This is a genomic window from Terribacillus jepli (genome assembly GCF_047228925.1).
Lineage (GTDB): Bacteria > Bacillota > Bacilli > Bacillales > Amphibacillaceae > Terribacillus.
On the sequence record NZ_JBFEGH010000004.1, the window covers coordinates 1 to 26814 of the forward strand.

Annotated in this window: 30 protein-coding genes, 1 pseudogene and 1 riboswitch; of the genes and pseudogenes, 28 read left to right on the top strand and 3 right to left on the bottom strand. The window is 46.4% G+C overall.

The window, feature by feature from the left end; genetic code table 11:
* Positions 1-93: 93 nt before the first annotated feature.
* A complete protein-coding gene (locus tag AB1K91_RS05765) occupies positions 94-534 on the bottom strand; it encodes a peptidylprolyl isomerase (RefSeq protein WP_413088834.1) in 441 nt (146 codons plus the stop codon).
* Positions 535-887: 353 nt separating this feature from the next.
* Between AB1K91_RS05765 and AB1K91_RS05770 the strand changes: the two genes are divergently transcribed.
* Positions 888-1241: a GNAT family N-acetyltransferase gene (locus AB1K91_RS05770; RefSeq protein ID WP_413088835.1), complete on the top strand. Its 354-nt coding sequence runs from the start codon at positions 888-890 to the stop codon at positions 1239-1241.
* Between the two features lie 49 nt (positions 1242-1290).
* Here the strand turns inward: AB1K91_RS05770 and AB1K91_RS05775 are convergent, their stop codons facing one another.
* A complete protein-coding gene (locus tag AB1K91_RS05775) occupies positions 1291-1371 on the bottom strand; it encodes a YjcZ family sporulation protein (protein WP_038561009.1) in 81 nt (26 codons plus the stop codon).
* Between the two features lie 136 nt (positions 1372-1507).
* Here AB1K91_RS05775 and AB1K91_RS05780 point away from each other — a divergent pair, with 136 nt between their 5' ends.
* From AB1K91_RS05780 to AB1K91_RS05845, 14 genes and pseudogenes are all read left to right on the top strand, one after another.
* Positions 1508-2260 (top strand): segregation/condensation protein A, encoded by a 753-nt coding sequence (locus AB1K91_RS05780; RefSeq protein ID WP_413088836.1) that lies wholly within the window; start codon positions 1508-1510, stop codon positions 2258-2260.
* A complete protein-coding gene (gene scpB / locus AB1K91_RS05785) occupies positions 2241-2816 on the top strand; it encodes an SMC-Scp complex subunit ScpB (protein ID WP_413088837.1) in 576 nt (191 codons plus the stop codon). Before AB1K91_RS05780 ends, scpB begins: the two co-directional genes overlap by 20 nt.
* Before the next feature lie 288 nt (positions 2817-3104).
* Positions 3105-3719 (top strand): annotated as a pseudogene (locus AB1K91_RS05790) (superoxide dismutase); the annotation flags it as partial.
* Between the two features lie 339 nt (positions 3720-4058).
* Positions 4059-5114 carry a D-alanyl-D-alanine carboxypeptidase family protein gene (locus AB1K91_RS05795; protein ID WP_413088839.1) on the top strand — a complete coding sequence of 352 codons (1056 nt, stop codon included), beginning with the start codon at positions 4059-4061 and terminating at the stop codon, positions 5112-5114.
* Complete coding sequence (locus AB1K91_RS05800) at positions 5108-5701, top strand: nucleoside recognition domain-containing protein (RefSeq protein WP_413088840.1); 594 nt, start codon at positions 5108-5110, stop codon at positions 5699-5701. The genes AB1K91_RS05795 and AB1K91_RS05800 overlap by 7 nt, the downstream gene beginning before the upstream one ends.
* Positions 5698-6231, top strand: a complete 534-nt coding sequence (locus AB1K91_RS05805; protein ID WP_413088841.1) for a spore maturation protein — start codon at positions 5698-5700, stop codon at positions 6229-6231. The genes AB1K91_RS05800 and AB1K91_RS05805 overlap by 4 nt, the downstream gene beginning before the upstream one ends.
* A 62-nt stretch (positions 6232-6293) precedes the next feature.
* Positions 6294-7034 carry a pseudouridine synthase gene (locus tag AB1K91_RS05810; RefSeq protein WP_413088842.1) on the top strand — a complete coding sequence of 247 codons (741 nt, stop codon included), beginning with the start codon at positions 6294-6296 and terminating at the stop codon, positions 7032-7034.
* 56 nt (positions 7035-7090) lie between these two features.
* Positions 7091-7624, top strand: coding sequence for a redoxin domain-containing protein (locus AB1K91_RS05815; RefSeq protein WP_413088843.1), 534 nt, complete (start codon positions 7091-7093; stop codon positions 7622-7624).
* A 17-nt stretch (positions 7625-7641) separates the two neighbouring features.
* Positions 7642-9192, top strand: a complete 1551-nt coding sequence (resB, locus tag AB1K91_RS05820) for a cytochrome c biogenesis protein ResB (RefSeq protein ID WP_413088844.1) — start codon at positions 7642-7644, stop codon at positions 9190-9192.
* A complete protein-coding gene (gene ccsB / locus AB1K91_RS05825; protein WP_413088845.1) occupies positions 9192-10349 on the top strand; it encodes a c-type cytochrome biogenesis protein CcsB in 1158 nt (385 codons plus the stop codon). The genes resB and ccsB overlap by 1 nt, the downstream gene beginning before the upstream one ends.
* A 26-nt stretch (positions 10350-10375) precedes the next feature.
* Positions 10376-11092, top strand: a complete 717-nt coding sequence (locus AB1K91_RS05830) for a response regulator transcription factor (protein ID WP_413088846.1) — start codon at positions 10376-10378, stop codon at positions 11090-11092.
* Positions 11092-12855: an ATP-binding protein gene (locus AB1K91_RS05835; protein ID WP_413088847.1), complete on the top strand. Its 1764-nt coding sequence runs from the start codon at positions 11092-11094 to the stop codon at positions 12853-12855. Before AB1K91_RS05830 ends, AB1K91_RS05835 begins: the two co-directional genes overlap by 1 nt.
* A 15-nt stretch (positions 12856-12870) precedes the next feature.
* Positions 12871-13049: riboswitch (cobalamin riboswitch) on the top strand.
* A 75-nt stretch (positions 13050-13124) separates the two neighbouring features.
* Complete coding sequence (locus tag AB1K91_RS05840; RefSeq protein WP_413088848.1) at positions 13125-13517, top strand: DUF4430 domain-containing protein; 393 nt, start codon at positions 13125-13127, stop codon at positions 13515-13517.
* A complete protein-coding gene (locus AB1K91_RS05845) occupies positions 13517-14047 on the top strand; it encodes an ECF transporter S component (protein WP_413088849.1) in 531 nt (176 codons plus the stop codon). Before AB1K91_RS05840 ends, AB1K91_RS05845 begins: the two co-directional genes overlap by 1 nt.
* 16 nt (positions 14048-14063) lie before the next feature.
* On the opposite strand, the gene AB1K91_RS05850 is transcribed toward AB1K91_RS05845, so the two are convergent.
* The gene (locus tag AB1K91_RS05850) at positions 14064-14312 is read right to left on the bottom strand and encodes a ferredoxin (protein WP_093728324.1); all 249 of its coding nucleotides are present in this window, start codon (positions 14310-14312) and stop codon (positions 14064-14066) included.
* A 104-nt stretch (positions 14313-14416) separates the two neighbouring features.
* Between AB1K91_RS05850 and AB1K91_RS05855 the strand changes: the two genes are divergently transcribed.
* The 13 genes from AB1K91_RS05855 to AB1K91_RS05915 all read left to right on the top strand — a co-directional run bounded on the left by AB1K91_RS05855 (position 14417) and on the right by AB1K91_RS05915 (position 26707).
* Positions 14417-15415 (top strand): YpbB family protein, encoded by a 999-nt coding sequence (locus tag AB1K91_RS05855; RefSeq protein WP_413088850.1) that lies wholly within the window; start codon positions 14417-14419, stop codon positions 15413-15415.
* Positions 15412-16932, top strand: coding sequence for a RecQ family ATP-dependent DNA helicase (locus AB1K91_RS05860; RefSeq protein WP_413088851.1), 1521 nt, complete (start codon positions 15412-15414; stop codon positions 16930-16932). Before AB1K91_RS05855 ends, AB1K91_RS05860 begins: the two co-directional genes overlap by 4 nt.
* Before the next feature lie 27 nt (positions 16933-16959).
* Positions 16960-17259: a hypothetical protein gene (locus AB1K91_RS05865; RefSeq protein ID WP_413088852.1), complete on the top strand. Its 300-nt coding sequence runs from the start codon at positions 16960-16962 to the stop codon at positions 17257-17259.
* Between the two features lie 196 nt (positions 17260-17455).
* Positions 17456-18037, top strand: a complete 582-nt coding sequence (locus AB1K91_RS05870; RefSeq protein WP_413088853.1) for a genetic competence negative regulator — start codon at positions 17456-17458, stop codon at positions 18035-18037.
* A gap of 161 nt (positions 18038-18198) precedes the next feature.
* Positions 18199-19470 carry a Glu/Leu/Phe/Val family dehydrogenase gene (locus AB1K91_RS05875; protein ID WP_413088854.1) on the top strand — a complete coding sequence of 424 codons (1272 nt, stop codon included), beginning with the start codon at positions 18199-18201 and terminating at the stop codon, positions 19468-19470.
* A gap of 92 nt (positions 19471-19562) precedes the next feature.
* Entirely contained in the window at positions 19563-20540 is a 978-nt protein-coding gene (locus tag AB1K91_RS05880; protein WP_413088855.1) for a YpdA family putative bacillithiol disulfide reductase, read from the top strand.
* A gap of 16 nt (positions 20541-20556) precedes the next feature.
* Positions 20557-21516 (top strand): asparaginase, encoded by a 960-nt coding sequence (locus AB1K91_RS05885; protein ID WP_413088856.1) that lies wholly within the window; start codon positions 20557-20559, stop codon positions 21514-21516.
* Between the two features lie 100 nt (positions 21517-21616).
* Positions 21617-22294, top strand: a complete 678-nt coding sequence (prsW, locus tag AB1K91_RS05890) for a glutamic-type intramembrane protease PrsW (RefSeq protein WP_413088857.1) — start codon at positions 21617-21619, stop codon at positions 22292-22294.
* Positions 22295-22385: 91 nt separating this feature from the next.
* On the top strand, positions 22386-23222 hold the full coding sequence (gene sleB, locus AB1K91_RS05895; RefSeq protein ID WP_413088858.1) for a spore cortex-lytic enzyme: 837 nt from the start codon (positions 22386-22388) through the stop codon (positions 23220-23222).
* Between the two features lie 15 nt (positions 23223-23237).
* On the top strand, positions 23238-24587 hold the full coding sequence (gene ypeB, locus AB1K91_RS05900) for a germination protein YpeB (RefSeq protein WP_413088859.1): 1350 nt from the start codon (positions 23238-23240) through the stop codon (positions 24585-24587).
* Positions 24588-24671: 84 nt separating this feature from the next.
* Positions 24672-25340: a flagellar brake protein gene (locus AB1K91_RS05905; protein WP_413088860.1), complete on the top strand. Its 669-nt coding sequence runs from the start codon at positions 24672-24674 to the stop codon at positions 25338-25340.
* A gap of 89 nt (positions 25341-25429) precedes the next feature.
* Positions 25430-26110: a (d)CMP kinase gene (gene cmk / locus AB1K91_RS05910; protein ID WP_413088861.1), complete on the top strand. Its 681-nt coding sequence runs from the start codon at positions 25430-25432 to the stop codon at positions 26108-26110.
* 12 nt (positions 26111-26122) lie between these two features.
* Positions 26123-26707: a lysophospholipid acyltransferase family protein gene (locus AB1K91_RS05915; protein WP_413088862.1), complete on the top strand. Its 585-nt coding sequence runs from the start codon at positions 26123-26125 to the stop codon at positions 26705-26707.
* Positions 26708-26814 lie beyond the last annotated feature (107 nt).

Sequence of the window (26814 nt, forward strand, 5' to 3'; positions counted from 1 at the left end):
TTAAATTCTTGACTATATTTAACCATAATAAAGCACCCCAAAAGTTAGTGTTACTCTAACTTTTGGGGTGCAGTTCACATACAGGTTTTTTTATTATTCTTCGTCGAACACTTTGACAGTTTCCATTGTGTCGCCGTTTCTCATATTGCGAGCAGTTTCCAGACCGGAAGTCACTTTACCGAAGACCGTATGGACGCCGTTCAAGTGCGGCTGCGGCTCATGCACGATGAAGAATTGGCTGGAGCCAGTATCTTTACCCGCGTGTGCCATGGAAAGGCTGCCCGCTTCATGTTTATGCGGATTGCCTTCTGTTTCACATTTGATTGTTTTGCCGCTGCCGCCCATACCAGTACCTGTAGGGTCGCCGCCTTGGCTTACGAAACCAGGAATGACACGATGGAATACCACACCATCATAAAAACCGGAGTTGGCGAGCTCTTCAAAGTTCGCTACTGTGTTCGGTGCTTCCTCCGGATAAAGTTCAAATTCGATTTTATCGCCATCCAGCATTAGGATGTAACCTTTTTTAGCCATTAGTTTGTCCTCCTAAAATTGAAAAGAGTATGTACTCCTTGATGATAATACCACATAAACACTTATCCTCGCCATATTCTGCTTGCATCCATTGTATGGCGCATGAAATATAGGGAAAACTAGCAAGGAATTCCCTTGTTGCAGTCGGGTAGTGAGAATATGGATGAAAAGAGAAAGTAAAGTTGACAAAAAACGTAGATAGGTTTTAAATAAGACTACGTAAGCTAGGAGCTGAAACACAGTTGCAGGATAGTGACAAACAAGAGAAGGTGCTTTTTTGGATCATGATGGGAGCGAGTGTCCTTTTTCTTCTGTCTATGATCAGAAGGTTATTTTCTTAATGAGGGGTTATTATGCTAATACGTTACAAGAAGTCAATGGAAAAAATCGCAATGGGACTTTTATCTTTCATGCCCAATGTAAAAGAAGTAAAAAAACTGCAGGGAACGATTCAGGAATACAATGACAATCCAAATTGGCACTTGTTTCTTTGGAAAGATGAAGATGATATCCTTGGGGCGATAGGTGTCGCAATCGATGGGGATGACGCGATCGTGCAGCATATTTCAGTCGACCCATCCCACCGGGGAAATGGCATCGGCAAACAAATGGTTTGTGAGCTGCGCAATATGTACGCGCCGATGCACCAGGTCATGGCGACAGATGAAACAAAGAATTTCCTTGAGAAATGCGAAACAGAAGCTTAAAATAAAAACCAGCCTCCTTTTGAAGGCTGGTTTTCTTTGTACTATCGGCTTATAGCCAAGCAGCACCTACGATGATTAGAAGAATGAAAAGCACAACGATCAAAGCAAATCCTCCGCCGTAGCTACCCATGGTGGAATTCCTCCTTTGTATGAAAGACTCAGATAAATGCTGGAACTACCGAACATTTATCTTACGGTATAAGGTATGACAGGAGGAATGCATAGGGTTGGGCGGTTGTGAACTTTTTTCGGAAGGAGGAGATTCTGTGCAAGGCTACAGTGTAAAACTGGATGGATTCGAAGGACCGCTCGATCTGCTCCTGCATTTGATCAACCAATACGAAATCGATATTTATGATATACCGGTGGCAGTGATCACCGAGCAATATATGCACTATATACATACGATGCAGCAATTGGAACTCAACATTGCCAGTGAGTATCTGGTCATGGCGGCAACACTGCTTGCCATGAAAAGCCAGCTGCTTTTGCCGAATCAAGCAGCACTTGATGAAGAAGCAGTGATGGAGGAGGAAGATCCTCGGGATGAGCTGATGCATCGCTTGATTGAATACCGTAAATTCAAGGAAGCAGCAGAAGAGCTGAAGGCGAAAGAGCTGGCAGCCGACAAACTTTACACAAGACCGCCTGCTCCGCTGCCTGATAAACCGGAATTAAAACCGCTGGAGCCGGGTGAAGTGACTGTTTATGATATGGTGGCCGCTTTGCAGCGGGTCTTTCGCAGAAGGGAATGGAGCCAGCCGCTTGATACGAAAATACAGCGGGCTGAAATCGTCTTGGAAGATCGGATGGGTGAAGTGCTTCAAACTGTCAGGAACAGACAAAATGGAGTCGATTTCTTCGATCTGTTCCCGGAACGGACGAAGCAGCATATCGTGGTCACCTTTATGGCCATATTGGAATTAATGAAGAAACAGCAGATTTTCTGCAGACAAAAACAACATTTTGATGAGTTAATCGTATTTGAAATGGGGATGCATGATGGAAGTACCATATAACAGTATTTTAGAAGGGCTGTTGTTTGCAGCCGGTGATGAAGGACTAACGAAAAAACAGCTCATGCATGCCTTGGAATTAGGGGAAGAGGAAATCGAGAAGGAACTGGCTGCGCTGAGGGAAGCTTATAATGCTCCGACCCGTGGATTATCCATCATGGAACTCAAAGGTGCCTATCATCTGACAACAAAGCAAGAGCATGCAGTTTATCACCGTAAACTTCTCGAATCACCTCAAAACAGCAAGCTATCGCAGGCAGCGCTGGAGACGTTGGCGATCATTGCCTATAAACAGCCGATAACAAGGATCGAAGTCGAGGAAGTGCGTGGCGTTAAAAGTGAGAGACCGATTCAAACGCTCGTAGCCAGAGGTTTCATCGAAGAAAGCGGCCGGAAAGAAGGTATCGGCAGACCGATCCTTTATGTGACGACACTTGCATTCCTTGCTTATTTCGGTCTGCATTCATTGGATGATCTGCCTCCGTTGCCAGAAGGTGTCGACGATCCGGAAAATGCAGCCGAATTGTTCTTTGAAGATTTCCCTGCTGAAATCGATTGACAAGATTCACCTCGCTGCCTGGGTACATATGCTAGGGCGAGGTGAGCGATCTTGAACAATAGAAATTATTTGGAGGCTTTGCTGGAATGGAGCAATGCCATGGAAGCATATGCGGGCGCGTCAAATAGAGGGGAATGGGCAGCCGATCTCAGTGAGCTGCAGCACAACTTGCAGATTACGTTATCGTCGGAAACCATTTCACCGGAGGCAATACTTGAGCACAGGCAGGCTGCGGAAAGAATTGCAGCCAGGGCAGAGCAGGCAGCCCGTCAGAATAGCATTCGCTGGGGGCAGCACCGGCTGCCGCCGCTTCCATACCGTTTTGATGCATTGGAGCCGTATATCAGCAGGGAGATCATGGAACTTCATTACACGAAGCATCATCAATCCTATGTTGATGGACTGAACAAAGCCGAAGAAATGCTTTATCTGAATCGGGAGGATAAAACCAGCTCAGATTATAAGCATTATTTAAGAGAACAATCTTTCCATGGTTCAGGGCATTTTCTGCACACCATCTTTTGGTATAATATGTCGCCTAATGGAGGAGGAGAGCCAACTGGTCAGCTGGCTCAGCAAATCCGAAAAGATTTTGGCTCCTTCAGCAGATTCAAGAAGATGTTCTCCGCTGCTGCGGACAGTGTAGAAGGCGTTGGCTGGGTTGTCCTCGTTTGGGAACCGAGATCACATCACTTGGCTATCCAGACATTGGAGAAGCACCAATTCTTCAGTTTGCTTGATACGATTCCTTTACTTGTCTTGGATATGTGGGAGCATGCCTATTATCTCCAATATAAAACTGAAAAAAAGCAGTATATCGAAAACTGGTGGAACGTTGTCAACTGGGCGAATGTGGCACAAAGATTCCAGACTGCCAAACAAGTGAAATGGGCTCCGTTTTGAGATAAAGGGTATAGGACAAATGTAATTTCAGCTTATTGTAAAACCGAACTTTAGGGCAAAATCCAATTGGATTTTGCCCTAAAGTTCGGTTTGTTTATTTGGGTGTATTTATTTGAGATTTGAAAAATACATTAGACCAGCGCAAGCAGAATACGAGACTTCTGCAGGATAAATGCCTAGGAGAAACCCCGTATTGTGCAGCAAAAGCAGTCTCACCAGTCGCCCGCAGGAAAACGGGGCATTCTGCCGGTCAGGTTTTGTCACCGTCTCTTTTCACTTGTTCATAAGCTTGTCTCTGCTGCATACACTGAAGATAGATGACCAAGGGAGGTTCGAAACATGTTAAAGCGCATGCTGATTGTAATGACTGCCATTATCCTTTGTGTTATGCTCCTGCCGGGACAAGCAGCTGCCAAACCTGAAGTGTCAGCGGATGCTGCTATCTTGATGGAGCTCTCTACAGGCAGGATTCTATATGAAAAGAATGCAACTGATCCAAAACGGATTGCCAGTATCACAAAAATCATGACGGCTATCATCGCCATCGAATCCGGAAAGATGGATGAGGAAGTCACTGTCAGCAAAAACGCTGTGTATACCGAGGGTTCTTCCATTTATTTGGAGGAAGGTGAAAAGATTCCGCTGAAAGACTTGGTATATGGTCTGATGCTTCGATCCGGCAATGACGCAGCAGTAGCCATTGCGGAGCATGTTGGCGGCAGCGAAGAGGGTTTTACCCATCTGATGAATGAGAAGGCTGCTTGGCTAGGGATGCAAGATTCCCATTTTGATAATCCGCACGGGCTGGATACGGAAACACATCACAGTTCAGCATATGACATGGCATTACTGACGAAATATGCCATGCAAAATGATACGTTCCGAAAAATCAGTGCTGCGAAACAATACAAAGCGGACACCAAGAAGTATGCCTGGGGCAACAAGAATAAGATGCTGACCCGTTACTATGAATATTCGACAGGCGGGAAAACAGGTTATACGAAGAAAGCTGGCAGGACACTTGTGAGTACGGCAGAAAAGGACGGTATGGAACTAGTCGTCGTCACGATCAACGATCCGGATGACTGGCGGGATCATATGAATCTTTTTGATTGGGGCTTTGAGGAATATAAGCTCACCAGGCTGAAACAGTCCGAAACGGGCACTTCGATCATCTATCCTGTATCCGAACAGGAAAAGCAGCAGGCCCAAACGAAGACGTATCTTCTGAATACGGACAAACAAGAAGACAAACAGCAGATTGGTGCGGATGTTTATTATCTGAATGATAAAAAAATCGGCACTGTCCCGATTTACTCAGTTCCGCAAAAACCAACACTGGCAGGCATGACCAAGCAAGTCTTTGATGAACTGGCAGGTGTCCGGTTATGGTGAATTACATTTGGGCAGTGATGGCAATCGGGGGCATCATTTATGCCATGATAAACGGTACGATGGACGAAGTGAATAAAGCAATCTTCCAAAGTGCGGATGATGCGGTGGTACTTGCGATCAGTTTAATCAGCGTGATGGTGTTTTGGCTTGGTATCACGAAAATAGCAGAAGCAGCAGGGCTTTTGAATGGCCTTGTCAAGGTGGCAAAACCATTCATCGCCAGATTGTTTCCGGAAATCCCGAAAGATCACCCTGCCATGGGGTATATTTTATCCAATTTGACCGCCAACTTTTTCGGGCTCGGCAATGCCGCGACACCAATGGGAATCAAAGCGATGGAAGAGATGAAAAAATTAAGCAACAGTCCGAAGGCGAGCCGTTCGATGATCACCTTCCTGGCCGTCAACACTTCCAGTTTGACGCTCATTCCGACGACAGTGCTGGCTGTCCGGATGAAATATGATTCCCAGTCACCAACCGAAATTGTCAGCGCTACCTTGCTGGCTTCCATCATTTCTTTCATCGGGGCGATCCTAATCGATCGGATTTTCCATGAAATCCGGAGGCGGAAGGAGCGGCATATATGAGCCTTCTCACAACAGCCAGTATTTGGATCATCCCTTGTCTGATCCTCGTAGTATTGGCTATCGCGACAGCCAAACGGCTGCCGACATATGAGCTGTTTGTGGATGGTGGGAAGGAAGGCATCAGTCTGGCAATCTCCATTCTGCCTTTTTTGCTTGGCATGCTCGTCTCCATTTCCATTCTCCGGGCATCCGGTGCATTGGATGCGCTTATTGGTCTGATTACACCTATTTTAAGTTTTATCGGGATGCCTGCTGATATCGTTCCGCTGGCACTTGTCCGACCGATCAGTGGGACAGCTGCCCTGGGCATGACCACGGAGCTGATAGCGACCCATGGTCCCGACTCTTTCATCGGCCGGCTCGCATCTGTCCTTCAAGGGAGTACGGATACGACCTTCTATGTGCTGACTGTGTATTTTGGTGCTGTTGGTATCCGGAAAATGGGAGATGCATTAAAAGTTGGACTGTTGGCAGATGTTATTGGTATAATGGCTTCAATCATTGTAGTAACGATTATATTCGGAGCATGAGAAGCGTTGACAATCGTTAACGCTCTTTCTTTGTTCCTGATGATAAAAGTGAGGATCAGTACATGGATAAACAAGCAGAACGTTTGCAGAAAGTCATCGCACATAGCGGTATTACATCAAGAAGGAAAGCAGAGACGATGATTTTGGAAGGCAAAGTCAAAGTAAATGGCAAAGTCGTAAAGGAACTTGGCGTAAAAGTAACCGATAGGGACACCGTCGAAGTGAATGGTATACCGCTTGAGAAAGAAAAGTCGGTCTATTATATGCTGTACAAGCCGCGCGGCGTCATTTCCAGCGTGCAGGATGAGAAAGACCGGAAAGTCGTGCTGGATTTGATGCCGGAAGTGATGGAAAGGGTCTATCCGATCGGCCGACTTGATTACGATACTTCTGGCTTGCTGCTTTTGACCAACGATGGGGAATTTGCCAATATGCTCATGCACCCGAGCCAGAAAATCGATAAAGTCTATGTAGCCAAGGTCAAAGGCATACCGAATCAGGAAGAATTGAAACAACTGAAACGGGGCGTCATGATCGATGGGCATAAGTGCAAAGCTGTCTATACGAAATTGATGAGCGCAGATAGGAAGAAAAACACAAGTCTCATCCAGATCATCCTGCACGAAGGGCGCAACCGTCAGGTGAGAAAGATGATGGAAAAAATTCAATTCCCAGTCCAAAAACTCAAGCGGGAACGGTACGGATTCCTGACACTCGAAGGATTGCAGCCGGGGGCCTATCGCAAACTTACACCGGAAGAAGTTCATCGTTTCAAAAAGGAATACAAAGAAAAACGTAAATAATTTGTCAAAATTGGCAGGTGGTCGACATGCTATACTTGGCTAAGAGGTGAGTATATTTGACATCCACTCGCAAAAAGCGTTTCTACATACGACTGACCGTGCTTGCTGCCTTGGCGGGCCTAGTTTTGACAGCAGGCTGGCAACTGCTGGTTGAGGGAAAGTCCGAGAAGGTGGAAACCGGGGAGAAAGCTCCGGATTTCATGCTCAAGGATATCCAGACCGGCGAGGAGTTCAAACTATCCGAGATGAAAGGCAAAGGAGTCCTTGTCAACTTTTGGGCAACCTATTGCGAACCTTGCAAGCAGGAAATGCCTTTATTCGAGGAAGCATCCAATACATATGAAAATGATAATGTCATCTTTGCCGCCATCAGCGAGGATGAAAGTAAGCTCGTAATCGATCGCTTTCGTGAGCAACACAATCTTTCTTTTCCGATCATGCAGGATAACGGACAGGTGATGGAAGCATATGGAGTAGATGCACTGCCGGCTACCTTTTTCATTCGTGCCGACGGAACTGTCAGCAGGACAGTATATGGTCCATTGCAGACTGATCGTCTGGAGGATTATCTGGATGAGATAGTGCCTTGAGGGAAGAGGCGATATATATGCAGCAATGTCCTTTTTGTAAGGATGGAAACAATTTGGATGGCGGTCCATGTCCAAGCTGTGGGTACCATATGACCGAAAAATTGGATATGCGCTATGAAGGGACTGTCCGGCGCTCGCAGCGGTATAATCGGACGTTGATCGATAAGGTATGGCGTTTTTTCTCCTCTGTACGTAACGGGATGTATATTCTGCTCCTGACATTACTGGCGACAGCCGCCGGAACCATCCTGCCGCAGCGGGCTTACATACCTATCGGAAGGCTGCCTGGGGAATTTTATGAAGACGAATATGGTGCGTTCGGCAGATTATATCATTACTTAGGTCTTGATCAGCTGTATAGCTCATGGTGGTATATGACACTGCTTGGGTTGCTGGGAGCAAGTATCCTGATTGCCAGTATCGATCGATTTTTCCCTTTGTACCGCGCTTTGAGAATGCAGCCTGTAAAACGGAGGGAGCATTTTTTGAAGCGTCAGCTGTATGTCCGACATAGCGTAATCCATGATCGGGAAGGATTGATGAAGGATTTACGAGCTAGGCGCTATCGCATTCGGCAGGACGGGGATGACTATTTGGCAGAGAAGAACAGATTCGCCAGATGGGGCCCTTATGTAAACCATATCGGCTTGCTCCTCGTTTTGCTTGGTGCTTTTTTACGCCTGTTCCCTTTTTTCTATCAAGATGAATTCATCTGGATAAGAGACGGAGAGACTGTAGTCGTACCAGACACCAACCAATCGCTGTTCATCAAGAATGAACAGTTCAAAGTGGATACATATGACACGGATGATCCAAAATTCAAAGCTGCTATCGAACAAGAAGGCAGAACGATACCGAAAAACTTCACGACGGATATTACGGTTTTTGAAGCGGGGGAACATATCGCTGGTGATACACCGGATTTAAAACCACTGAAACAAATGCAGGTTGCCGTGAACCATCCAGTACATGCAGCTGGATACACAATCTATCAATCAGGTTATCAGCTGCATGAGTTCTCCAGCCTGACTCTCCGTACAGAGAATCAAAATGGCAGCACAGCGGATTTTCGTGTCGATACAGAGAATCCGCAAGTGATGTATGAGCTTGATAATGGGCTGCACGCGGAATTGATCGATTATTATCCGGATTACCGATTGGAAGAAGGCAAGGTTATCACGGCAACAAAATATCCTCGTAATCCAGCTTTTGTTTTCGATATATCTGATAGCGAGGATCACACGGAAAGACTGTTCGTAGCAATTGATGATGTAGTGTCAGAATCAGGAACGAACCGATACAGCATCCGTGCAGTCGATTACGATACCCATCATGTAAGCGGGTTATCGGTGAAACGGGATTTGACATTACCGATATTTTTGCTCGGAGGTGTCATCTTCATGATCGGCCTCGTGCAAGGGCTTTATTGGCAGCATCGCCGAATTTGGCTCCAAAGGCAGGCCGATGGGTCATATCTGATTGCCGGGCATACGAATAAACATGCCTCCTCCTTTGAAAGAGAATTGGAGCGATTATTGGATGGCTATAAAAAAGGGGGGAGCAGCTGATGGAAAATCTATCTATCATAAGCGGTCATCTGCTTGAAGCTGCTTTCATCAGTTATTTGTTTGGTGTCATCTTGTTTACATGGTCTGCAGTCAAAAAACAGCAGCGCTACCTTGAACGGTTCGCTTGGGGGATCACTGCTGCCGGATGGCTTGCGCAGCTTGGCTTTTTCACCCTCCGATGGATATACAGCGGTCATGCACCCGTCAGCAATCTATTCGAATTCATGACTTTCTTTGGTATGATGCTCATTTTAGTATTGTTGATCATGTATCGCTTCTATCGCTTTCCGTTGTTCGCGGTGATGGCTTTGATGATCAGCATCCTGATCATTGGCTGTGCCGCTATGTTTCCTCGTGAAGTGGCGCCGCTTGTGCCTTCCTTGCAAAGTCATTGGCTGTACATCCATGTAACGACCGCAGCACTTGGGGAAGCGGTACTTTCCGTCAGCTTTTTTGCGGGTTTTTTATATATCCTGCATGAAACGAACCAGGAGAAACAGCATAAAAGAGCATGGGTGATCGAAGGTTTTCTCATTCTTATTCTTTCTGTGGCAGGCTATGTACTGCTTGCATTTTCGTTCCGGATGTTCGGTTATACTGCTAATGTGACAGGAGCAGAGGCAAGCATCATCTACCAGCTTCCGCCTGTCTTTGTTCCAAGTGACACGGTATCTTCGTCGCTTCCGATCCGGATTATGGTACCGGAATGGCTCCGCGGCGAGAATGCTGCGCAAAAGCTTAATACAATCGTATTATCTTTGGTCGCAGGCTGTTTGCTTTACACGGTTATCCGAATCATTACCAGGAAAAGGGTTGGAGCAGCATTGCAGCCATTGGTGCGAAAATTGCCGAAGGATGTGCTGGATGACATCGGCTATCGATCTGTGGCAGTCGGGTTCCCCATCTTCACGCTTGGCGCGCTCATTTTCGCGATGATTTGGGCCCAGCAGGCCTGGGACCGTTTCTGGGGCTGGGATCCCAAAGAAGTATGGGCGCTGGTCACTTGGCTTTTCTATGCTGCTTATCTGCATATCCGCATGCAAAAAGGCTGGCAAGGTATTCGTTCTGCTTGGCTTGCGGTGATCGGCTTTTGTGTGATCATGTTCAATTTACTGGCAGTAAACTTGCTTATCGTAGGATTACACGCGTATGCTTAACATAAAAAGAGAAAAGGGGAAGGATCATGGAAACAGATGCACATATTCTTGTAGTGGACGATGAAGAAAGAATCCGCAGACTCGTACGTATGTATTTGGAAAAGGAAGGCTATACGCTTGATGAAGCAGCTGACGGAGAGCAAGGACTTCAAATGGCGCTCGAGACAGATTACGATATCATCCTGCTGGATGTCATGATGCCTGGAAAGGATGGAATCGAGGTTTGCCAGGAAATACGTAAGGAAAAAGGTACGCCGATCATCATGCTCACTGCCAAAGGGGAAGAAGCCGACCGGGTGGAAGGTTTCGAAGTCGGCGCAGATGATTATATCGTGAAGCCATTCAGTCCACGTGAAGTTGTTCTTCGAGTAAAAGCCTTGCTGAGACGCTCTTCGACGACAAAATACTTGCATACCGATGCAAAAGCGAAGGATCTGCTTGTATTTTCCCATCTGACCATCGATAAAGATGCCCACCGGGTGACAGCTGATAACCAGGAAGTGACATTGACACCGAAAGAATATGAACTGCTCCACTTCCTTGCTTCGACACCGGATAAAGTATACGGACGGGAAGAGCTGTTGAAGCAAGTTTGGAAATATGAATTCTTCGGGGATCTGCGCACAGTGGACACGCATGTCAAAAGACTACGTGAAAAACTGAGCAAGGTTTCGGAAGAGGCAGCCAGCATGATTGTGACCGTATGGGGTGTCGGTTACAAATTCGAAGCGGATAAGAACTGATGCTTTGGGGAAGTGTTGTCAACAAGCTATGGCTGACCATCTTGGCACTGGTGTCAGTCGTGCTTGGTCTGCTTACTTTCCTCCTGCTGGAGTTCTTCGGCAACTTTCATATTGAAGAGGCGGAAGAAAGTCTGCTGCAGACAGCGACAAAGGTTTCTATCTTGATGGAAGAAATAAACAACAGGGATACGGTTTATGATACAGCTGAGCGTGTACAGGATAAGAATTCTCGCATCGCCATCCTCCAAGATGACCAAGTATGGTTATCCGACCCAGACCAAGAGTCGGAGCCTTTGCCGGATGTGGACAGAGAGTGGCTGTTACAGGATACAGAATTGAAAAAGGCCGCTACAGAAGGTGAGGATGTTTCGAAGCAGCTTATCCTGCCTGATACCGACAGAAGTGTCATTGTTGTCGGGACTCCGCTCCAGGACGGATCAGGCGCTGTTTATGTCTATCAGTCTCTCTCTGTCGTGAAGGAAACCGGTAACCAAACGACACAAATCATCCTGCTTGGAGCAGGTATTGCCTTTGTCCTTACTACTGTATTTGCCTTTTTCCTGTCATCCAGAATCACCAAACCGTTGATCAAAATGCAGGATGCGGCACTGAATGTCGCCAGGGGTCAATTCGGGACCGAGGTGCCTGTAGTCACGCATGATGAAATAGGGATGCTGGCAACGGCTTTCAACAAGATGGGAAAACAGCTGGAATTCAATATAAATGCCCTCAGCCAGGAAAAAGAACATCTATCACGCGTCGTCAATGCGATGGTGGATGGTGTCGTCATGATCAACCGGCAAGGGGAACTGACAGTGTCGAATCCGCCAGCTGAAGCATTCATTCATGATTGGCAGTTCGAGAATGGGGAAACCTTCCACGAAGTCCCGGGTGTCTGGCTGGAAATCATGGAAAATGTTGTAGCGACCGCTTCTGACGTAACACGGGAAGTGACGATCCAAGGCAGGGAATGGGTGATCATCGCAACGCCTTTGTACGAGGATGCAGCGATTCGGGGTGCAGTGGCAGTCGTACGGGATATGACGCAAGAACGCAGGCTCAATAAACTGCGGGAAGATTTCATCACCAACATCACCCATGAATTACGCACTCCTATCTCCTTGCTGCAAGGTTATAGTGAGGCGATCATTGATGATATAGCCGATACAGTCGAAGCAAAAAATGAACTTGCTCAAATCATCCATGATGAATCATTGCGGATCGGAAGGCTTGTCAACCAGCTGCTCGACCTTGCACGGATGGAAGCAGGCGATACCAATCTGGTAATGGAAGAAGTGGAAATCAATCCGTTCCTGGAACGCATCGTGCGCAAGTTCCAAGGATTGGCTGATGAACGGGAAATCAAGCTGGGGTTGGTCAACGCGGTTGAAAGAAGCACGTATCACTTTGCTCCTGATGCAATGGAACAAGTCTTGACCAATTTGATTGATAATGCCATTCGGCATACGGACGATGGAGGTGCAGTACAAGTACTTGTATCTGATGAGAAAGAACGGCTTGTCATGATCGTCAAGGATACCGGAAGAGGTATACCGGAAGAAGATTTGCCTTTTGTTTTCGAACGATTTTACAAGGCAGACAAATCAAGGACGAGAAAGACCGCAAGAACCGGTAATGGTTTAGGTCTGGCCATCGCTAAAAATATCGTGCAGGCCCATGATGGTACGATCAAGGTGACGAGTAAACTTCATGAGGGAACAACATTCACCATTCGTATTCCGCAGGATACAATCCTGAAATAATATGATAAAATAAGCTGGATTCAAAGCATGCAAGGTGTCGAACAGACTTGATAGGGAATACGGTGTGACTCCGTGACTGTCCTCGCAGCTGTGATTACCGACGAACAGGACAAAACCACTGTCTTTTATGATGGGAAGGGTTCTTAGTAGGTGAAGGTATCAGTCAGCAGACCTGCCCTGTATGTTTTTTGTTTCACCGCTTCGAGGACTGAGCGGGTGGAGCGGCAGCTTCTGATGCTCTTTCCTTTACAAAAAGGGAGGATTTTTTTATGAAGAAAGCACTACATATGCTCTCGGCACTACTGTTGGCAGCAGGTATACTGGCGGGCTGCGGGACGACAGAAGAGCCAAAGCAGCAAAATCAGCAGGCGGAGCAAAAGACCGAACAGCAGGTTACTGTTACGCTGACTGAGGACGGCAAGGAGATTTCCTCAAAAGAAGTCAGCTTTGAGGAAGGCGACAGCTTGATGGATGTGATGAAGGAGAACTTTGACGTGGAAGATGATGGAGGGATGATTACATCCATTGACGGCCACAGTCAAGATAAAGGCGAGAACAAATACTGGCTGTATACAGTCAATGGGGAGATGGCACAGGTCGGGGCTGCTGACCTGAAGCTGTCAGAAGGCGATGAGATTGCTTTCAATTTACAAGCTTCTTAATGTTCTCAACTCGTAAACTGACGCTGTTGGCAATGCTCACAGCACTTGCAGCGGTAGGAAGGATATATGCCAATGTGCTGTTTCCCTTCCTGCCGAATATGCAGCCGATGACGAGTGTCATCATCATTTGTTCGCTGCTTTTGGGGCCGATTGCTGGTATCATCATTGCTGTGCTGTCAACGCTGCTGTCGAATATGATATTAGGGATGGGGATATGGACAGTGTGGCAGATGCTTGCTTGGGGATTGATCGGGCTATCATTCGGCCTCATAGGCAGGTTTTGGAGAAATCCGCCGCTGATGCCGATGACCATTGCCAGCATTCTTACAGGTTATGTGTACGGATTATTGATTTCCCTGCCGAATGTGTTCATCATGGAACATTTCTTAGCCTATTATATAGCAGGCCTAAGCTTCGATACGATGCATGCAATCGGTAATGGAATCTTCTTTTTCATCCTGTACCCAGTCCTTCGCAGGCTATTTGCCAAATGGATACCTGCCTCAATGAAAAGAACCACTTCCTCTTGATGAGGGAAGTGGTTCTTCATATATGGGATAATGCTTCTTTTCCGATTACAAGATCACTTAACTTGATCGACTCGGTCGGACAGCCTTCATGGGCTTCCATTACATCCTCCTGCAATTCCTCGGGTACAGAAAAAGTACCGGTGTTGCGGTCGAGCAGGACAAATGCCAACCCTTCATCATCATAATCGTATACATCAGGCGCGACAGCTCCGCATGTACCGCAGGCAATACAAGTATCCTGATCGACATATGTATACATTGCCATCTGCGCTTTTCCCCCTTCCGCTTTCAACAAAGCTGCTTCTTGCTTTATACTAAGTGTATCGCGTACCGAAACGGAATACAAGCTAACAGAAAGGTTTGATTAGCATGCTACTGGCGTCCATCATCATGCATGCCGCCCAGCCCATCCGCAAGGAACGGAGTGCGGCTTCCATCTATCATCTGCTGCAAGGCAAACGCTCCGCTCAAACGCTGCAAGATGCCCATATGTACGGTCTTACCCATTTGTTTGGCATTTATCCAAAGCTATCAAGACAGCTGTTCGACCAGGTTGCTGCTGATGTAATGAATGGAGCGGGGCAATCTGAAGACCAAGACATCCCATATTTTAGAGGTATGACCTATCAAACCCAAACGGAGTCTTTCTTATATCGCTTGCTGCTGCTTATTCAGCTGCTCTCCAATCATGTAAGGGAGGAGAAGCAGTACATACCCGTAACCGATAATCCGGCTGTTAAGCATTGGATAAAACTATGGTATCGACAGGAGCACCACCGATTGGATGAATGGCGCAATGCCATATATAGGGAGCTTTACGAACTGCTTGGAAAATTACCTCCGCTGCAAGCAGAATTATTCGTTGATCGACTTACCGGATATCAGCGTATTGGCTTGACACCTGGACAGCTTGCAGGAAAATACAATATCCATGAAACCGATGTGCTACTGTATCAGACATCGACAGTTCATCATCTTCTGCTTCATGGTGAAACTAAAGCTGCGGTTTTTCCGTATCTTGCTGCACTAACGAATAAACCTGAACACAAGACTCGTACGATCACCTCCACTGCTCGGAAGACCCGGACAATGCTCGAGCGGGGCTTGACGCTGGATCAGATTGCGGCAGTCAGAGGGTTGACGGAAAATACAATCAAGGATCATATTGTGGAAATGGCCTGGCTGGATGGAGAGGAACTGTCCAGGAGATTCCTTTCCGATAACGATGCCAGCATCATTCTGGAATGTGCGGCCAGGGCCGGTACGAAAAAACTTAAACAAATACACGCTTTATTGGATGGGAAATATAATTATTTTCAAATCAGATTGGCATTGGCATTACGTAGTGGACAGGAGGTGGAAGCATGAAGACAGAGCTGCAGCAAGCATTGCAGACGTATTATGGATATGAGACTTTCCGGACAGGTCAGGAGGAAATCCTGGAGAGTGTCATGCAGAACCATCATACATTAGGTGTCTTACCGACTGGAACTGGGAAGTCTGTCTGTTACCAGCTGCCCGCCTTCATGCGAAGCGGACAAGTCATCGTGGTTTCCCCATTGCTGTCGCTGATGGAAGATCAGGTAAAACAATTGCGTGCTAAGGGATTCAAACGGGTTGCTGCGCTTAATAGTTTTCTTGATTTTGAAGATAAGCAGCAGATCATGCGGAATCTGCATAACTATGATCTACTGTATGTCTCTCCGGAAATGCTGCAAAATGAATATCTGATCAGACATTTGCAGCAGCTGCACATCCAATTGTTTGTCGTCGATGAAGCACATTGTATTTCCCAATGGGGACAGGAATTCCGGACGGATTATCTGCGTCTGGCCGAAGTGATTCGGAAGCTTGGAAGTCCGCCGGTACTTGCATTGACCGGTACAGCCACTCCTGAAGTCCAGACGGATATCCAGCATTTGCTCGGTGATTTGGATATGGATGAGCATATCTATCCAATGGATAGGGAAAACATTTCTTACTTCGTACAGGAAGTGCAGGATCAGCAGGAAAAAAATGATACGATGCTTGCGCTGCTCCATAAAATACAGGCACCGACCATCATCTATTTTTCCAGCCGCAATATGGCAGAAAGCACGGCAGCCATCATCCGGACAAAAATGCCGGAGATGCCTTGTGCATATTATCATGGGGGCATGGAAAACGAGGATAGGATCCTGATCCAGCAGCAGTTCCTGTCTGGTCAGCTGCAGATCATTTGCTGCACAAGCGCATTTGGCATGGGCGTGGATAAAGAGGATGTACGCCTGGTCATCCACTACCATTTGCCAAGTGACAAAGAATCCTTCATCCAGGAGGTCGGCAGGGCTGGAAGGGATGGGAAAGAAAGTGTCAGTGTAGTACTTTACAGTCCGGGGGATTGGCAAATTCCGGTTCATTTGATCGAACAAGACCTGCCGGACAAATCTTCGATCCAGCAAATGATGCGTTTTCTGTATCAACGGGTAAAAGCACATCAAATCGAATTGCCTGCGTATGAATTGGTCGTCCAGCATATCCCCATCAGTGAGACACAATGGCGATTTTTACTTTATCAAATGGAGAAACATGATATAGTAAAGGGAAATCATCTGCTATACGGAAAGAAAGCTTGGAAGGATTTCCTGGATCAAATAGAGAAGTTTGTTGGAGACAGGAAAAAGCATAAGCTGAAGCAGCTGCAACGGATGAAAGACTGGGTCTATACGGATACATGCAGACGACAGTCACTTTTTGCAGAATTCCAACAAACAGTGCGCCAAGCTAAGGGGCGCTGTTGTGACAATTGCGGCGATACACTTGCTGGATGGCAGGTGAGCTTCACGAAACCACAGCCAGAACGTATTGGCTGGCGTGAACAACTGCGTCACCTCCTGTATCAGTGAAAATGGAAATGGAAGGATGGACACTTCATGGCAAAGACAGAAGAGAAGGACCAGAATCTAGAGGAACTGGTAGCGTCTGTGACGCAGTCTCCGGAGGAAAAGGAATCACAACCTGAACAAGGGGAATCGGATACTGAAGTCCAGCGCATCGACATTCTTAATTTACCTCCGCGCCGTGCGGTTCATGACGGGCAGCGGACAGGCTTTCGCCTGCATTGGAACGGAAGTCTTGCCAGGTTCATCCTCCTGACGGTCATCGTATTGGCGGTGATTGGTTTCATCCTGCTGTACACGGATGTACCGCAGTCGATCCCGACCTTGTTCTAGACCGTTTCCAGTTTGGACAACAAGGGTATTTTTAACACAAAGATTAATATACTAATTATACGTACAAATCCTTTCTGTTCGAAAGCCAGAGCGTATCATCAAAATGGACGCACCCATCTGGGGTTGTGCCGCGTACAAAACATAAAGCGAATCATATGCTATCTATATCTAGAATGGCATCCAAGGGGGAAAAGTGATGAAGTTAGAGCGCGTATCATTAAATCAATTCAAGATCTTTCTTACCTTCGACGATTTAATCGAGAGAGGCTTGACTAAAGAAGATCTGTGGCATGATCTTCCAGGCGTTCATCAGCTTTTTCACGATATGATGTTTGAAGCAAGCGATGAATTGGGCTTTGAATTGGAAGGTACACTTCTTGTTCAGGTGCATATTCTGCAAGCGCAAGGGATGCAAATCATCGTTACACAGTATCCGCAGACGGAAGACTTCGAAGAAGAAGAGGATTATATCGAGATGAAAGTGACACTGGACGAAAGCAGGGAGCTAATCTTCTCATTCACTGATTTTGAGGATATCATCAGCGTTTCGCGTCAGCTGGATCTAATCGGCATCGAAGACGCTGCTGTGTATTTTATGAATGATCTATATTACATGGAGATCCGTACATTGCTTCATCCGTCCGCAAGGGAAAACTTGATTGCGGTCATGTCGGAATTCGCCAACCCGAGTATCGTCACTTCGGTCCGGCTGAACGAATACGGCAAGATAATTTTTGAGAAAGATGCAATACGGCAGATATGCACGTATTTTGCATAAATCGATGAAGGTACCGGCGCCTCTGCCGGTATCTTTTTAAATTCGATCGAATAATCAGTTCTCATTATCCATACGTCCGCTTTTTTGTTAGAATGGATGTGGAGATTAGAAGTGATTATATCGCTATACAAGATGGGGAAATATATAGGAGGTACAGAACAGTGGCCGACAAAGCTGCGGAATCTACCAACAACAAGCATAGGGACTTATTAGAATCGACACAAAGGGTCGTTCAATCTGCTTTACAGAAACTTGGCTATCCGGAGGAAGTGTATGAATTACTGCGGGAGCCAGTCCGATTGATGACAGTCCGTATACCAGTGCGGATGGATGATGGCAGTACGAAAATTTTCACCGGGTACCGGGCCCAGCACAATGATGCAGTCGGTCCTACCAAGGGCGGTGTGCGTTTCCACCCGGAAGTAAGCGAGGATGAAGTGAAGGCATTATCTATTTGGATGAGTCTGAAAGCAGGAATCGTCGACTTGCCTTATGGCGGCGGTAAGGGCGGCATCATATGCGACCCCCGCGAAATGAGTTTCCGGGAGCTTGAAGGGGTGAGCCGTGGATATGTACGGGCCATCAGTCAGATTGTGGGCCCGACGAAAGATATACCAGCACCTGATGTGATGACCAATTCTCAAATCATGGCATGGATGATGGATGAATACAGCCGGATGGATGAATTCAATAATCCAGGTTTCATCACTGGAAAGCCGATTGTACTTGGCGGTTCAGAGGGCAGGGAAACAGCAACTGCCAAGGGCGTCACAATCTGCTTAAGGGAAGCTGCCAAGCAAAGGGGCATCAGCATCGAAGGAGCCCGGGTCGTCATCCAGGGTTTCGGAAATGCCGGCAGTTATCTGGCTAAGTTCATGCACGAAGCCGGGGCCAAAGTAATCGGTATCTCGGATGCTTATGGCGCGCTGCATGATCCGGATGGCTTGGATATCGATTATTTGCTTGATCGGCGTGATAGTTTTGGAACGGTGACCAACTTATTCAAGTCCACCATTTCCAATAAGGAATTATTGGAGCTTGATTGCGATATACTGGTGCCAGCAGCAGTGGAAAACCAGATCACCAAGGATAATGCACACAACATCAAAGCCCAAATCGTCATTGAAGCTGCGAATGGGCCGACCACTTTCGAAGCAACCGAAATTTTGACGGAACGTGGTATCCTGTTAGTTCCAGATGTGCTTGCATCTGCTGGAGGCGTGACTGTTTCCTATTTTGAATGGGTGCAAAACAACCAAGGTTACTATTGGACAGAGCAGGAAGTGGAAGAAAAATTGGAGAAAGTCATGCTGAAAGGATTCCAAAATGTCTACCAGACTGCACAGACAAGGCGCGTCGATATGCGACTGGCAGCTTACATGGTGGGGGTACGGAAGATGGCGGAAGCTTCCAGATTCAGAGGCTGGATCTAATTCTATCAATCGTAAAGATGCTCTTATCCTGAACGTAAGGGGATAAGAGTTTTCTCTTTTCTTTTGGAAAAGGGTCAGAAAGGGGCAGTACAATGCAAAAAGAGCAAGTGATAATCATAGGAGCAGGGCCATGCGGTATGTCTGCAGCAATCGAGCTGCAAAAAGTCGGCATCGAACCGCTTCTAATCGAAAAAGGCAATGTCGTTAACAGCATTTATCGATACCCTACACATCAGACATTTTTCAGTTCCAGCGAACGGCTGGAAATAGGTGATATCGCCTTTGTTACCGAAATGAAGAAACCGGTCAGGAATCAAGCGCTTGCCTATTATAGAACAGTGGCGCAGCGCCGGGATTTGCGAATACATACATTCGAACGTGTCACGCAGGTATCTGGCAGTAAACACGACTTCACGGTAACGACAAAGACAATCAGAGAAGAAGAAAAACAGTACAAAGCCGATTATGTCATCGTGGCAACAGGGTACTATGATCAGCCTTATTTAATGCAGGTGCCTGGTGAAGATCAGCCTCATGTTTTTCATTATTTCAAGGAAGCTCATCCATACTTCGGCAAGAATGTAACGGTGATCGGCGGAAAGAATTCAGCTGTCGATGCTGTGCTTGAACTTCATAAAGCGGGTGCCAATATCACAGCCCTCTATCGTGGCAGTACGTACTCCAAAAGTGTGAAGCCGTGGATCCTGCCGGAATATGAATCATTGGCTCGCAATGGATACATCGATCATAAGTTTAATGCACATATTAAAGAAATCACAAAAACACAGGTCATTTACGAAATGGAAGGATCGACGCATGCCGTCGATGCTGATTTCGTCTTTGCGATGACGGGCTATCGTCCTGATTTGAAGCTGCTGCAAGACATGGGCATCTTAATCCATCCTGAGACAGGCAAACCTGATCATGATCCGGAAACGATGGAGTCCAATGTTCCTGGCATATTCATAGCCGGGGTAATTGCAGCTGGTAATAATAACAATGAAGTATTCATCGAGAATGGACGTTTCCACGGCGGACAGATTGCCCGGTCGATCGCATCGCGTAACTGAAGAAAGGGAGCTGCATATGAAAGGGAAAGTTGTATTGGTAACTACAGGCGGCACGATTGCCAGTGTGCCGAATGAAGAAAGCGGGAAGCTCGCTTCCGGTGAAATGACGGGTGATCAGCTGCGGAGTCAGATTGACTTACCAGATCATATCGAAGTGACGGTTGTGAATGCATTACAGAAACCGAGTATGCATATTGCATTCGATGATCTGCTAACGTTAAAAGAAATGATTGAGAAGCAATTGGAGGATCCGGAAGTCAACGGAATCGTAGTTACGCATGGAACGGACTCTTTGGAAGAAACAGCTTATTTTCTTGATTTGACCATTCAGGATGCTCGGCCTGTCATAGTGACCGGTTCACAGCGAGCAATCCATGAACTCGGATCGGATGTTTTCATTAATCTGCGTCATGCAGTTCTTGCGGCCAATGATGATCAGTTGGTTGATTGCGGAACAGTCGTTGTCTTTAATGAGCGTATTTTTCCTGCCAAATATGTAAAGAAAGAACATGCCTCTAATATTCAAGGCTTTAATGCGTTCGGATTCGGCTATTTGGGCATTATCGACAATGATAAAGTGTATCTTTACCAAAGACCAGTCAAACGGTATACATATGAGCTGAAGCGCAAACTGCCGGATGTGGATATCATTAAGTGCTATTTGCAGGCGGACGGAAAATTCATCAAAGCAGCGCGTGAAGCAGGCGTCCAGGGAATCGTGCTGGAGGGAGTGGGGCGAGGGCAGGTTGCGCCGAAAATGAAAGAGGAGATTCTCCTTGCCCTGCAAGCTGGTATTCGTATCATCTTGACGACTGCATCGGAAGAAGGCAATGTTTACACGACATATGATTACGAGGGCAGTGCTTATGATCTGTATAAGGCTGGCGTTCTGTTAGGTAAGGACCAGGATAGCAAGAAGGCACGAATCGAGCTTGCTGTTGCACTTGCATCCAATCAGATGGACAGATTACTATAGACCTCAGGACCTATTTCCTGTTTCTTTCCAGCAATATATTCCAAAAGGATTGAGCACATGGTACGATAAAGGTAGATTGTTAGTTGGAAGAGGTGCTATCATGCTTACCATCCTTTCCGCTGCGATTGCCCCAGCACTCGCGCTGCTTACCTTCTTCTATTTGAAGGACCGTTTGGAGCCCGAGCCGCTCGGCATGGTATTGCGGACTTTTCTATATGGCGCGCTGCTTGTATTTCCAATCATGTTCATTCAATATGCATTGAAAGCAGAAGGAGTCAGTACGCATCCGCTCGTCTATTCTTTCTTTACCATCGGATTCATGGAGGAATTCTTCAAATGGTTCATTTTCCTGTATACTGCTTTCCGGCATACAGAAATGGACTCTGTTTATGATGGAATCATCTATGGTGTCAGCATAAGCTTAGGTTTTGCTACGGTAGAGAATGTACTTTATTTATTTGCTCATGGTGTTGATTATGCTTTTACACGTGCCCTTTTCCCAGTGTCATCCCATGCACTGTTTGGCGTATTGATGGGATATTACCTCGGTCGGGCAAAGTTTGGGAGCAGGCATCCTCGTTTACGCGTATTCGGTGCGATGCTGGTTCCTTTTTTGCTGCATGGATTGTACGATTACATCCTTTTGGCAGTGACATTCAATTGGGTTTATGTACAGGCACCGTTCATGATCATTCTTTGGATCATCGGACTCCGTAAAGTGCGAGCAGCAATCCGCCATCCTATTGAACAGATACAAATGAAAGAGTCAGGCAGTTAATCTGCCTGACTCTTTTTTTGTTGCATAATATAGTCGCTCTGGAAGAAAGCTATCGGTAGTCAGATCATAGTTAGGTTGGAGGAAATGAACAATGGAATTCAAGAAGTTTCGGCTTTGTCAATTGTTTTGTGCTGCTCTGCTCCTATTAGGTTTAATCCTGTCGGCACCTGTGCAGACCAGTGCCTTTTCCGAACAGGTGATCCAGCACGGAGCCACAGGGGATGACGTGGTGGAATTGCAAGCCCGTTTGCAATATGCAGGATTCTATAATAAAAAAATAGACGGCGTTTTCGGCTGGAGTACGTATTGGGCATTGCGCAATTTCCAATATGAATTCGGAATGGAAATCGACGGTGTCGCAGGCAAGCAGGCAAAAGATAAATTGGTATCCATTACAAATTATGATAAAGCCTTTGTCATGCGTCAAATCCAGGAAGGAAATACATTTACCTATTATGGCGGCACACCGCAGGAGCAGCAAGTGAAAAAGCGCGGTAACGGTGGTAACGGTGGTAATGAAGGCAGTAAGGCAAAACCGCAGAATACATCCGCGGTCAACGTTCCCAATGGTTATTCCCAGAATGATATTAAACTGATGGCAAATGCTGTGCATGGAGAAGCACGCGGGGAACCATATGAAGGACAGGTAGCGGTCGCAGCCGTCATCCTGAACAGAGTGGAAGATCCATCGTTTCCGAATACGATTTCCGGTGTCATCTTTGAGCCAAGAGCATTTACGGCAGTTGCTGATGGACAAATATGGCTGACGCCGGATGAAACAGCCGAACAGGCGGTAATCGATGCAATCAACGGCTGGGATCCTTCGGGCGGAGCGATTTATTATTTCAATCCGAACACAGCCACTTCACCATGGATTTGGGGCAGACCGCAAATCAAAACGATTGGTGAGCATATTTTCTGTATGTAGAAAGGAGAGCGAAGGATGTACAAATGGGTGATAATCGGAGTTCTTGCTTTGGCGCTTACAGGAACCGCAATCTGGGGTATGAATGAACGTCAGGAAAAGAATGACATTAGGATGCAGGCAGAAAACAACTATCAGCGTTCCTTCCATGAGCTGACTTATCGGATTGACACGCTGCATGATAAAATCGGAGCGACACTTGCAATGAATTCCAGGGATTCCCTGTCACCGCAATTGGCGGAAATTTGGCGGTTATCCTCCGAAGCGCATACGGATGTCGGCCAGCTGCCGCTTGCACTGATGCCCTTTGAAAAAACGGAGAAATTTTTGACCAACATCGGGGATTTTACGTACAAAACAGCTGTAAGGGACTTGGACAAGGAACCGTTGTCAGAGGAAGAAATGCAGCGCTTGGAGAAATTGCATGATAACGCAGGTCAAATCAAGGATGAACTTCGGAATGTCCAAAACACCGTCCTCGGTAATAATCTACACTGGAGCGATGTGGAAATGGCATTGTCGGATGACGAACCGGATCACTCGGATAATGCCATCATTTCAAGTTTTGAGACAGTAGAGAATAGTTCAGGCGGTTTCAACGAAGAAAAGGACTTTAACAATGGCGCTTTGCCCGCCTCCAATGAAGAGCATAAATTCGAAGGAGTCACCGGTGAGCGAATCAACCAGAAACAAGCGAAAACAATAGCAGCGAAAGCCTTTGATTTGAATACCATCAGTGGTATCTCAGGCGGAAAATCAGGCAAGGGATCGGATGTACCGCTTTACAGTCTCTCATATGAAAAGGATGGGGAAAGCGGTTATGCTGATATCAGTCAAAAAGGCGGCCATATCCTCACATTGATGATGCAGCGGGATCGGGAGGATCCGAAATTAGGCTTGCATGATGCGCAGCAAAAAGCTCAGGACTTTCTTGAAAAACAGAAATTGACGGAAATGGAAATGGTCCAGAGCAGTCAATACGATTCCGTGGGTATCTTCTTCTTTGTACCTGTCCAGGACGATGTACGCATTTATGCAGATATTGTCCAGGTCAAGGTCGCGCTCGATAATGGCGATATTCTAGGTTATAATGCCCGTGACTATTTCATGAATCATCACGAGCGTGACATAGCCAAACCTAAGCTGACAGAAGAACAAGCGACCAAGAAACTCAACCAAAATGTCCAAGTCCAGGAAACCCATCTTGCTTTGATCGAGAACGATACACATGAAGAAACGCTTGTGTATGAAATCATGGGCACACGTAATGATGAAACGTACCGTATCTATGTAAATGCGGATACAGGACAGGAAGAAGAAATCGAGAAACAGACGACGACAGAAGCACGTTTCTTGCAAAGTACGTAAAGGGGATGGCAAACAGCCTTCCCCTTTTTGATTATTTTTGCAATAATAGGAAGAAAGAACGATTCAAGGGAAGAGGAGAGGCGCTTGCTGAAAATCGGTAGTACTTTGTTATTAGAAATAACAGATGTTTCAAATAGTGAAAAATGGCTACGATATCGGTCCAAAGTAATAGATTTGACAGACGATGAGATTTATATCGGGTACCCGATAAATGAAAAGACAAAAAGGACAGACATTTTTCCAGTCGGAACGGTTTTCAAAGCCTTATATGTAACAGAAGATGACAACGCCTATACATTTGTTACAACAATAAAAGGCAAGGAAATGTTAAAAGTTCCTGCTTTGATGCTATCCATGCCAAAAGAAGGAGAAATCCGGAAAATACAGCGTCGTCAGTACGTGCGGATATCCGCATGCACGGATGTGGCTCTCTATAGTGAGGAAAGAGAGATCAACCCTGTCTCATCCATTACACTTGATATCAGCGGGGGCGGGTTATCCATGCTGCTGCCAGAAAATCATGGGTTCCAGGAAAAGATGAAGGTGAAGCTGTATATTGCTTATACCTTGCAAAAAGACGGTCCAGCTTTTTTGACTGCGCCCGGACACATCGTCCGTATCGCCCGCAATGAAAAATCAGGGAAAATCCTTGCCAGTATTCAGTTTGACAATATCCAGGAACGGGACAGACAAGCAATTATACGCTTTTGCTTCGAGCGCCAGCGGGAACAGCGAAAAAAGGACAGCAGATGATGTAGACTTCAAATAGACCAGGCTGCTATCCTATGTTATGCTTTATTAGGTTTTATTTCCGATTACGATGAGAAAAAGGATTGAATTAGATGAAGTCGAAAAATATCGCTATCGCTATTGATGGACCTGCTGCTGCAGGCAAGAGTACCGTATCCAAGTTGGTTGCCAAGAAATTACAATTCGTCTATGTGGATACTGGTGCTATGTATCGGGCGCTTACGCTGACAGCACTCGAAGCAGGAGCCGACTTGGAATCAGAAGAAGCGCTGCTAACCTTGCTTCAAGGGATAGATATCGTCCTGATGCAGCACGACGACGGTCAAAAAGTACTTGTGAACAGCAATGACGTGACTGAAGCAATTCGTACGAATGAAGTGACGAATAATGTATCCGTCGTTGCCAAACATCCGCTGGTACGGGAAGAAATGGTGAGACGCCAGCAGAAACTTGCAGCTGATAATGGCATCGTCATGGATGGCCGCGACATCGGGACTCGTGTCCTTCCGGATGCCGACGTGAAGATTTTCATGATCGCTTCTGTGGAGGAACGCGCAGAGCGTCGTTATAAAGAGAATATCGCCAAAGGGTTCGAGGCGGACTTGGCGCAGTTGAAAGAAGAGATACGCCTCCGGGACAAGCTCGATTCCGAAAGGGAAGCATCCCCGCTTGTAAAAGCGGAAGATGCTGTGGAGATCGATACGACTGCGCTATCGATCGAGGGAGTCGTCGAGAAGATTCTTGACGCAGTTTACAACGTGATTGGGAAATAAGGAGAGGGGATTATGTCATTATATTCCGTTGGTAAGGTGATAGTAAGTGCCGTCCTTTATCCGATTTTTCGTATAAAGGTATACGGTAAGGAGCATGTTCCTAAGGAAGGCCCGGTACTGGTCTGTGCCAACCATATCTCCAATTTCGATCCACCCGTTTTAGGAATCACTTGTCCGCGTGATATTTCCTTCATGGGAAAAAGTGAGCTTTTCAAATTCAAGCCGCTCGGTTTCTTGATGAAACATTTGAATGTGTTTCCGGTCAAGCGTGGCATGCAGGATCGGAGTGCGATTCGCGTTGGCTTGGATATCCTGGCAGAAGGCAAGACAATGGGACTATTCCCGGAGGGGACCAGAAGCAAGGATGGCAAGCTCGGTAAGCCGCTTCCTGGAATAGGATTCTTTGCGATGCGTTCAGAAGCGAAAGTTGTACCTTGTGCGATTATCGGCTCCTATAAAGGGGTAAAAGCATTGAAAGTAATCTATGGACCGCCGATTGATATGGAAGAGCTGAGAGCGCGGAAAGCACCAGCCAAAGAAGTGTCGCAAGTGATCATGGATGAAATCCAACTTCTGATAAACAAGCATGCCGGATAGATGCCCTATCACTTGACAAATATCTTCAAATGTTAGAAGTTAGAAAAAAGGACATTTCTATGTTTTTTTACTTATGTTTTGTCTTGTAAACTGAAGGAGGTCTCTTT

Coding starts and splice junctions, on each gene's coding strand:
- AB1K91_RS05765 (WP_413088834.1), bottom strand. CDS start 534: ATGGCTAAAAAAGGTTACATCCTAATGCTGGATGGCGATAAAATCGAA.
- AB1K91_RS05770 (WP_413088835.1), top strand. CDS start 888: ATGCTAATACGTTACAAGAAGTCAATGGAAAAAATCGCAATGGGACTT.
- AB1K91_RS05775 (WP_038561009.1), bottom strand. CDS start 1,371: ATGGGTAGCTACGGCGGAGGATTTGCTTTGATCGTTGTGCTTTTCATT.
- scpB (WP_413088837.1), top strand. CDS start 2,241: ATGATGGAAGTACCATATAACAGTATTTTAGAAGGGCTGTTGTTTGCA.
- AB1K91_RS05795 (WP_413088839.1), top strand. CDS start 4,059: ATGTTAAAGCGCATGCTGATTGTAATGACTGCCATTATCCTTTGTGTT.
- AB1K91_RS05800 (WP_413088840.1), top strand. CDS start 5,108: ATGGTGAATTACATTTGGGCAGTGATGGCAATCGGGGGCATCATTTAT.
- AB1K91_RS05805 (WP_413088841.1), top strand. CDS start 5,698: ATGAGCCTTCTCACAACAGCCAGTATTTGGATCATCCCTTGTCTGATC.
- AB1K91_RS05810 (WP_413088842.1), top strand. CDS start 6,294: ATGGATAAACAAGCAGAACGTTTGCAGAAAGTCATCGCACATAGCGGT.
- resB (WP_413088844.1), top strand. CDS start 7,642: ATGCAGCAATGTCCTTTTTGTAAGGATGGAAACAATTTGGATGGCGGT.
- ccsB (WP_413088845.1), top strand. CDS start 9,192: ATGGAAAATCTATCTATCATAAGCGGTCATCTGCTTGAAGCTGCTTTC.
- AB1K91_RS05830 (WP_413088846.1), top strand. CDS start 10,376: ATGGAAACAGATGCACATATTCTTGTAGTGGACGATGAAGAAAGAATC.
- AB1K91_RS05835 (WP_413088847.1), top strand. CDS start 11,092: ATGCTTTGGGGAAGTGTTGTCAACAAGCTATGGCTGACCATCTTGGCA.
- AB1K91_RS05840 (WP_413088848.1), top strand. CDS start 13,125: ATGAAGAAAGCACTACATATGCTCTCGGCACTACTGTTGGCAGCAGGT.
- AB1K91_RS05845 (WP_413088849.1), top strand. CDS start 13,517: ATGTTCTCAACTCGTAAACTGACGCTGTTGGCAATGCTCACAGCACTT.
- AB1K91_RS05850 (WP_093728324.1), bottom strand. CDS start 14,312: ATGGCAATGTATACATATGTCGATCAGGATACTTGTATTGCCTGCGGT.
- AB1K91_RS05855 (WP_413088850.1), top strand. CDS start 14,417: ATGCTACTGGCGTCCATCATCATGCATGCCGCCCAGCCCATCCGCAAG.
- AB1K91_RS05860 (WP_413088851.1), top strand. CDS start 15,412: ATGAAGACAGAGCTGCAGCAAGCATTGCAGACGTATTATGGATATGAG.
- AB1K91_RS05865 (WP_413088852.1), top strand. CDS start 16,960: ATGGCAAAGACAGAAGAGAAGGACCAGAATCTAGAGGAACTGGTAGCG.
- AB1K91_RS05870 (WP_413088853.1), top strand. CDS start 17,456: ATGAAGTTAGAGCGCGTATCATTAAATCAATTCAAGATCTTTCTTACC.
- AB1K91_RS05880 (WP_413088855.1), top strand. CDS start 19,563: ATGCAAAAAGAGCAAGTGATAATCATAGGAGCAGGGCCATGCGGTATG.
- AB1K91_RS05885 (WP_413088856.1), top strand. CDS start 20,557: ATGAAAGGGAAAGTTGTATTGGTAACTACAGGCGGCACGATTGCCAGT.
- prsW (WP_413088857.1), top strand. CDS start 21,617: ATGCTTACCATCCTTTCCGCTGCGATTGCCCCAGCACTCGCGCTGCTT.
- sleB (WP_413088858.1), top strand. CDS start 22,386: ATGGAATTCAAGAAGTTTCGGCTTTGTCAATTGTTTTGTGCTGCTCTG.
- ypeB (WP_413088859.1), top strand. CDS start 23,238: ATGTACAAATGGGTGATAATCGGAGTTCTTGCTTTGGCGCTTACAGGA.
- cmk (WP_413088861.1), top strand. CDS start 25,430: ATGAAGTCGAAAAATATCGCTATCGCTATTGATGGACCTGCTGCTGCA.
- AB1K91_RS05915 (WP_413088862.1), top strand. CDS start 26,123: ATGTCATTATATTCCGTTGGTAAGGTGATAGTAAGTGCCGTCCTTTAT.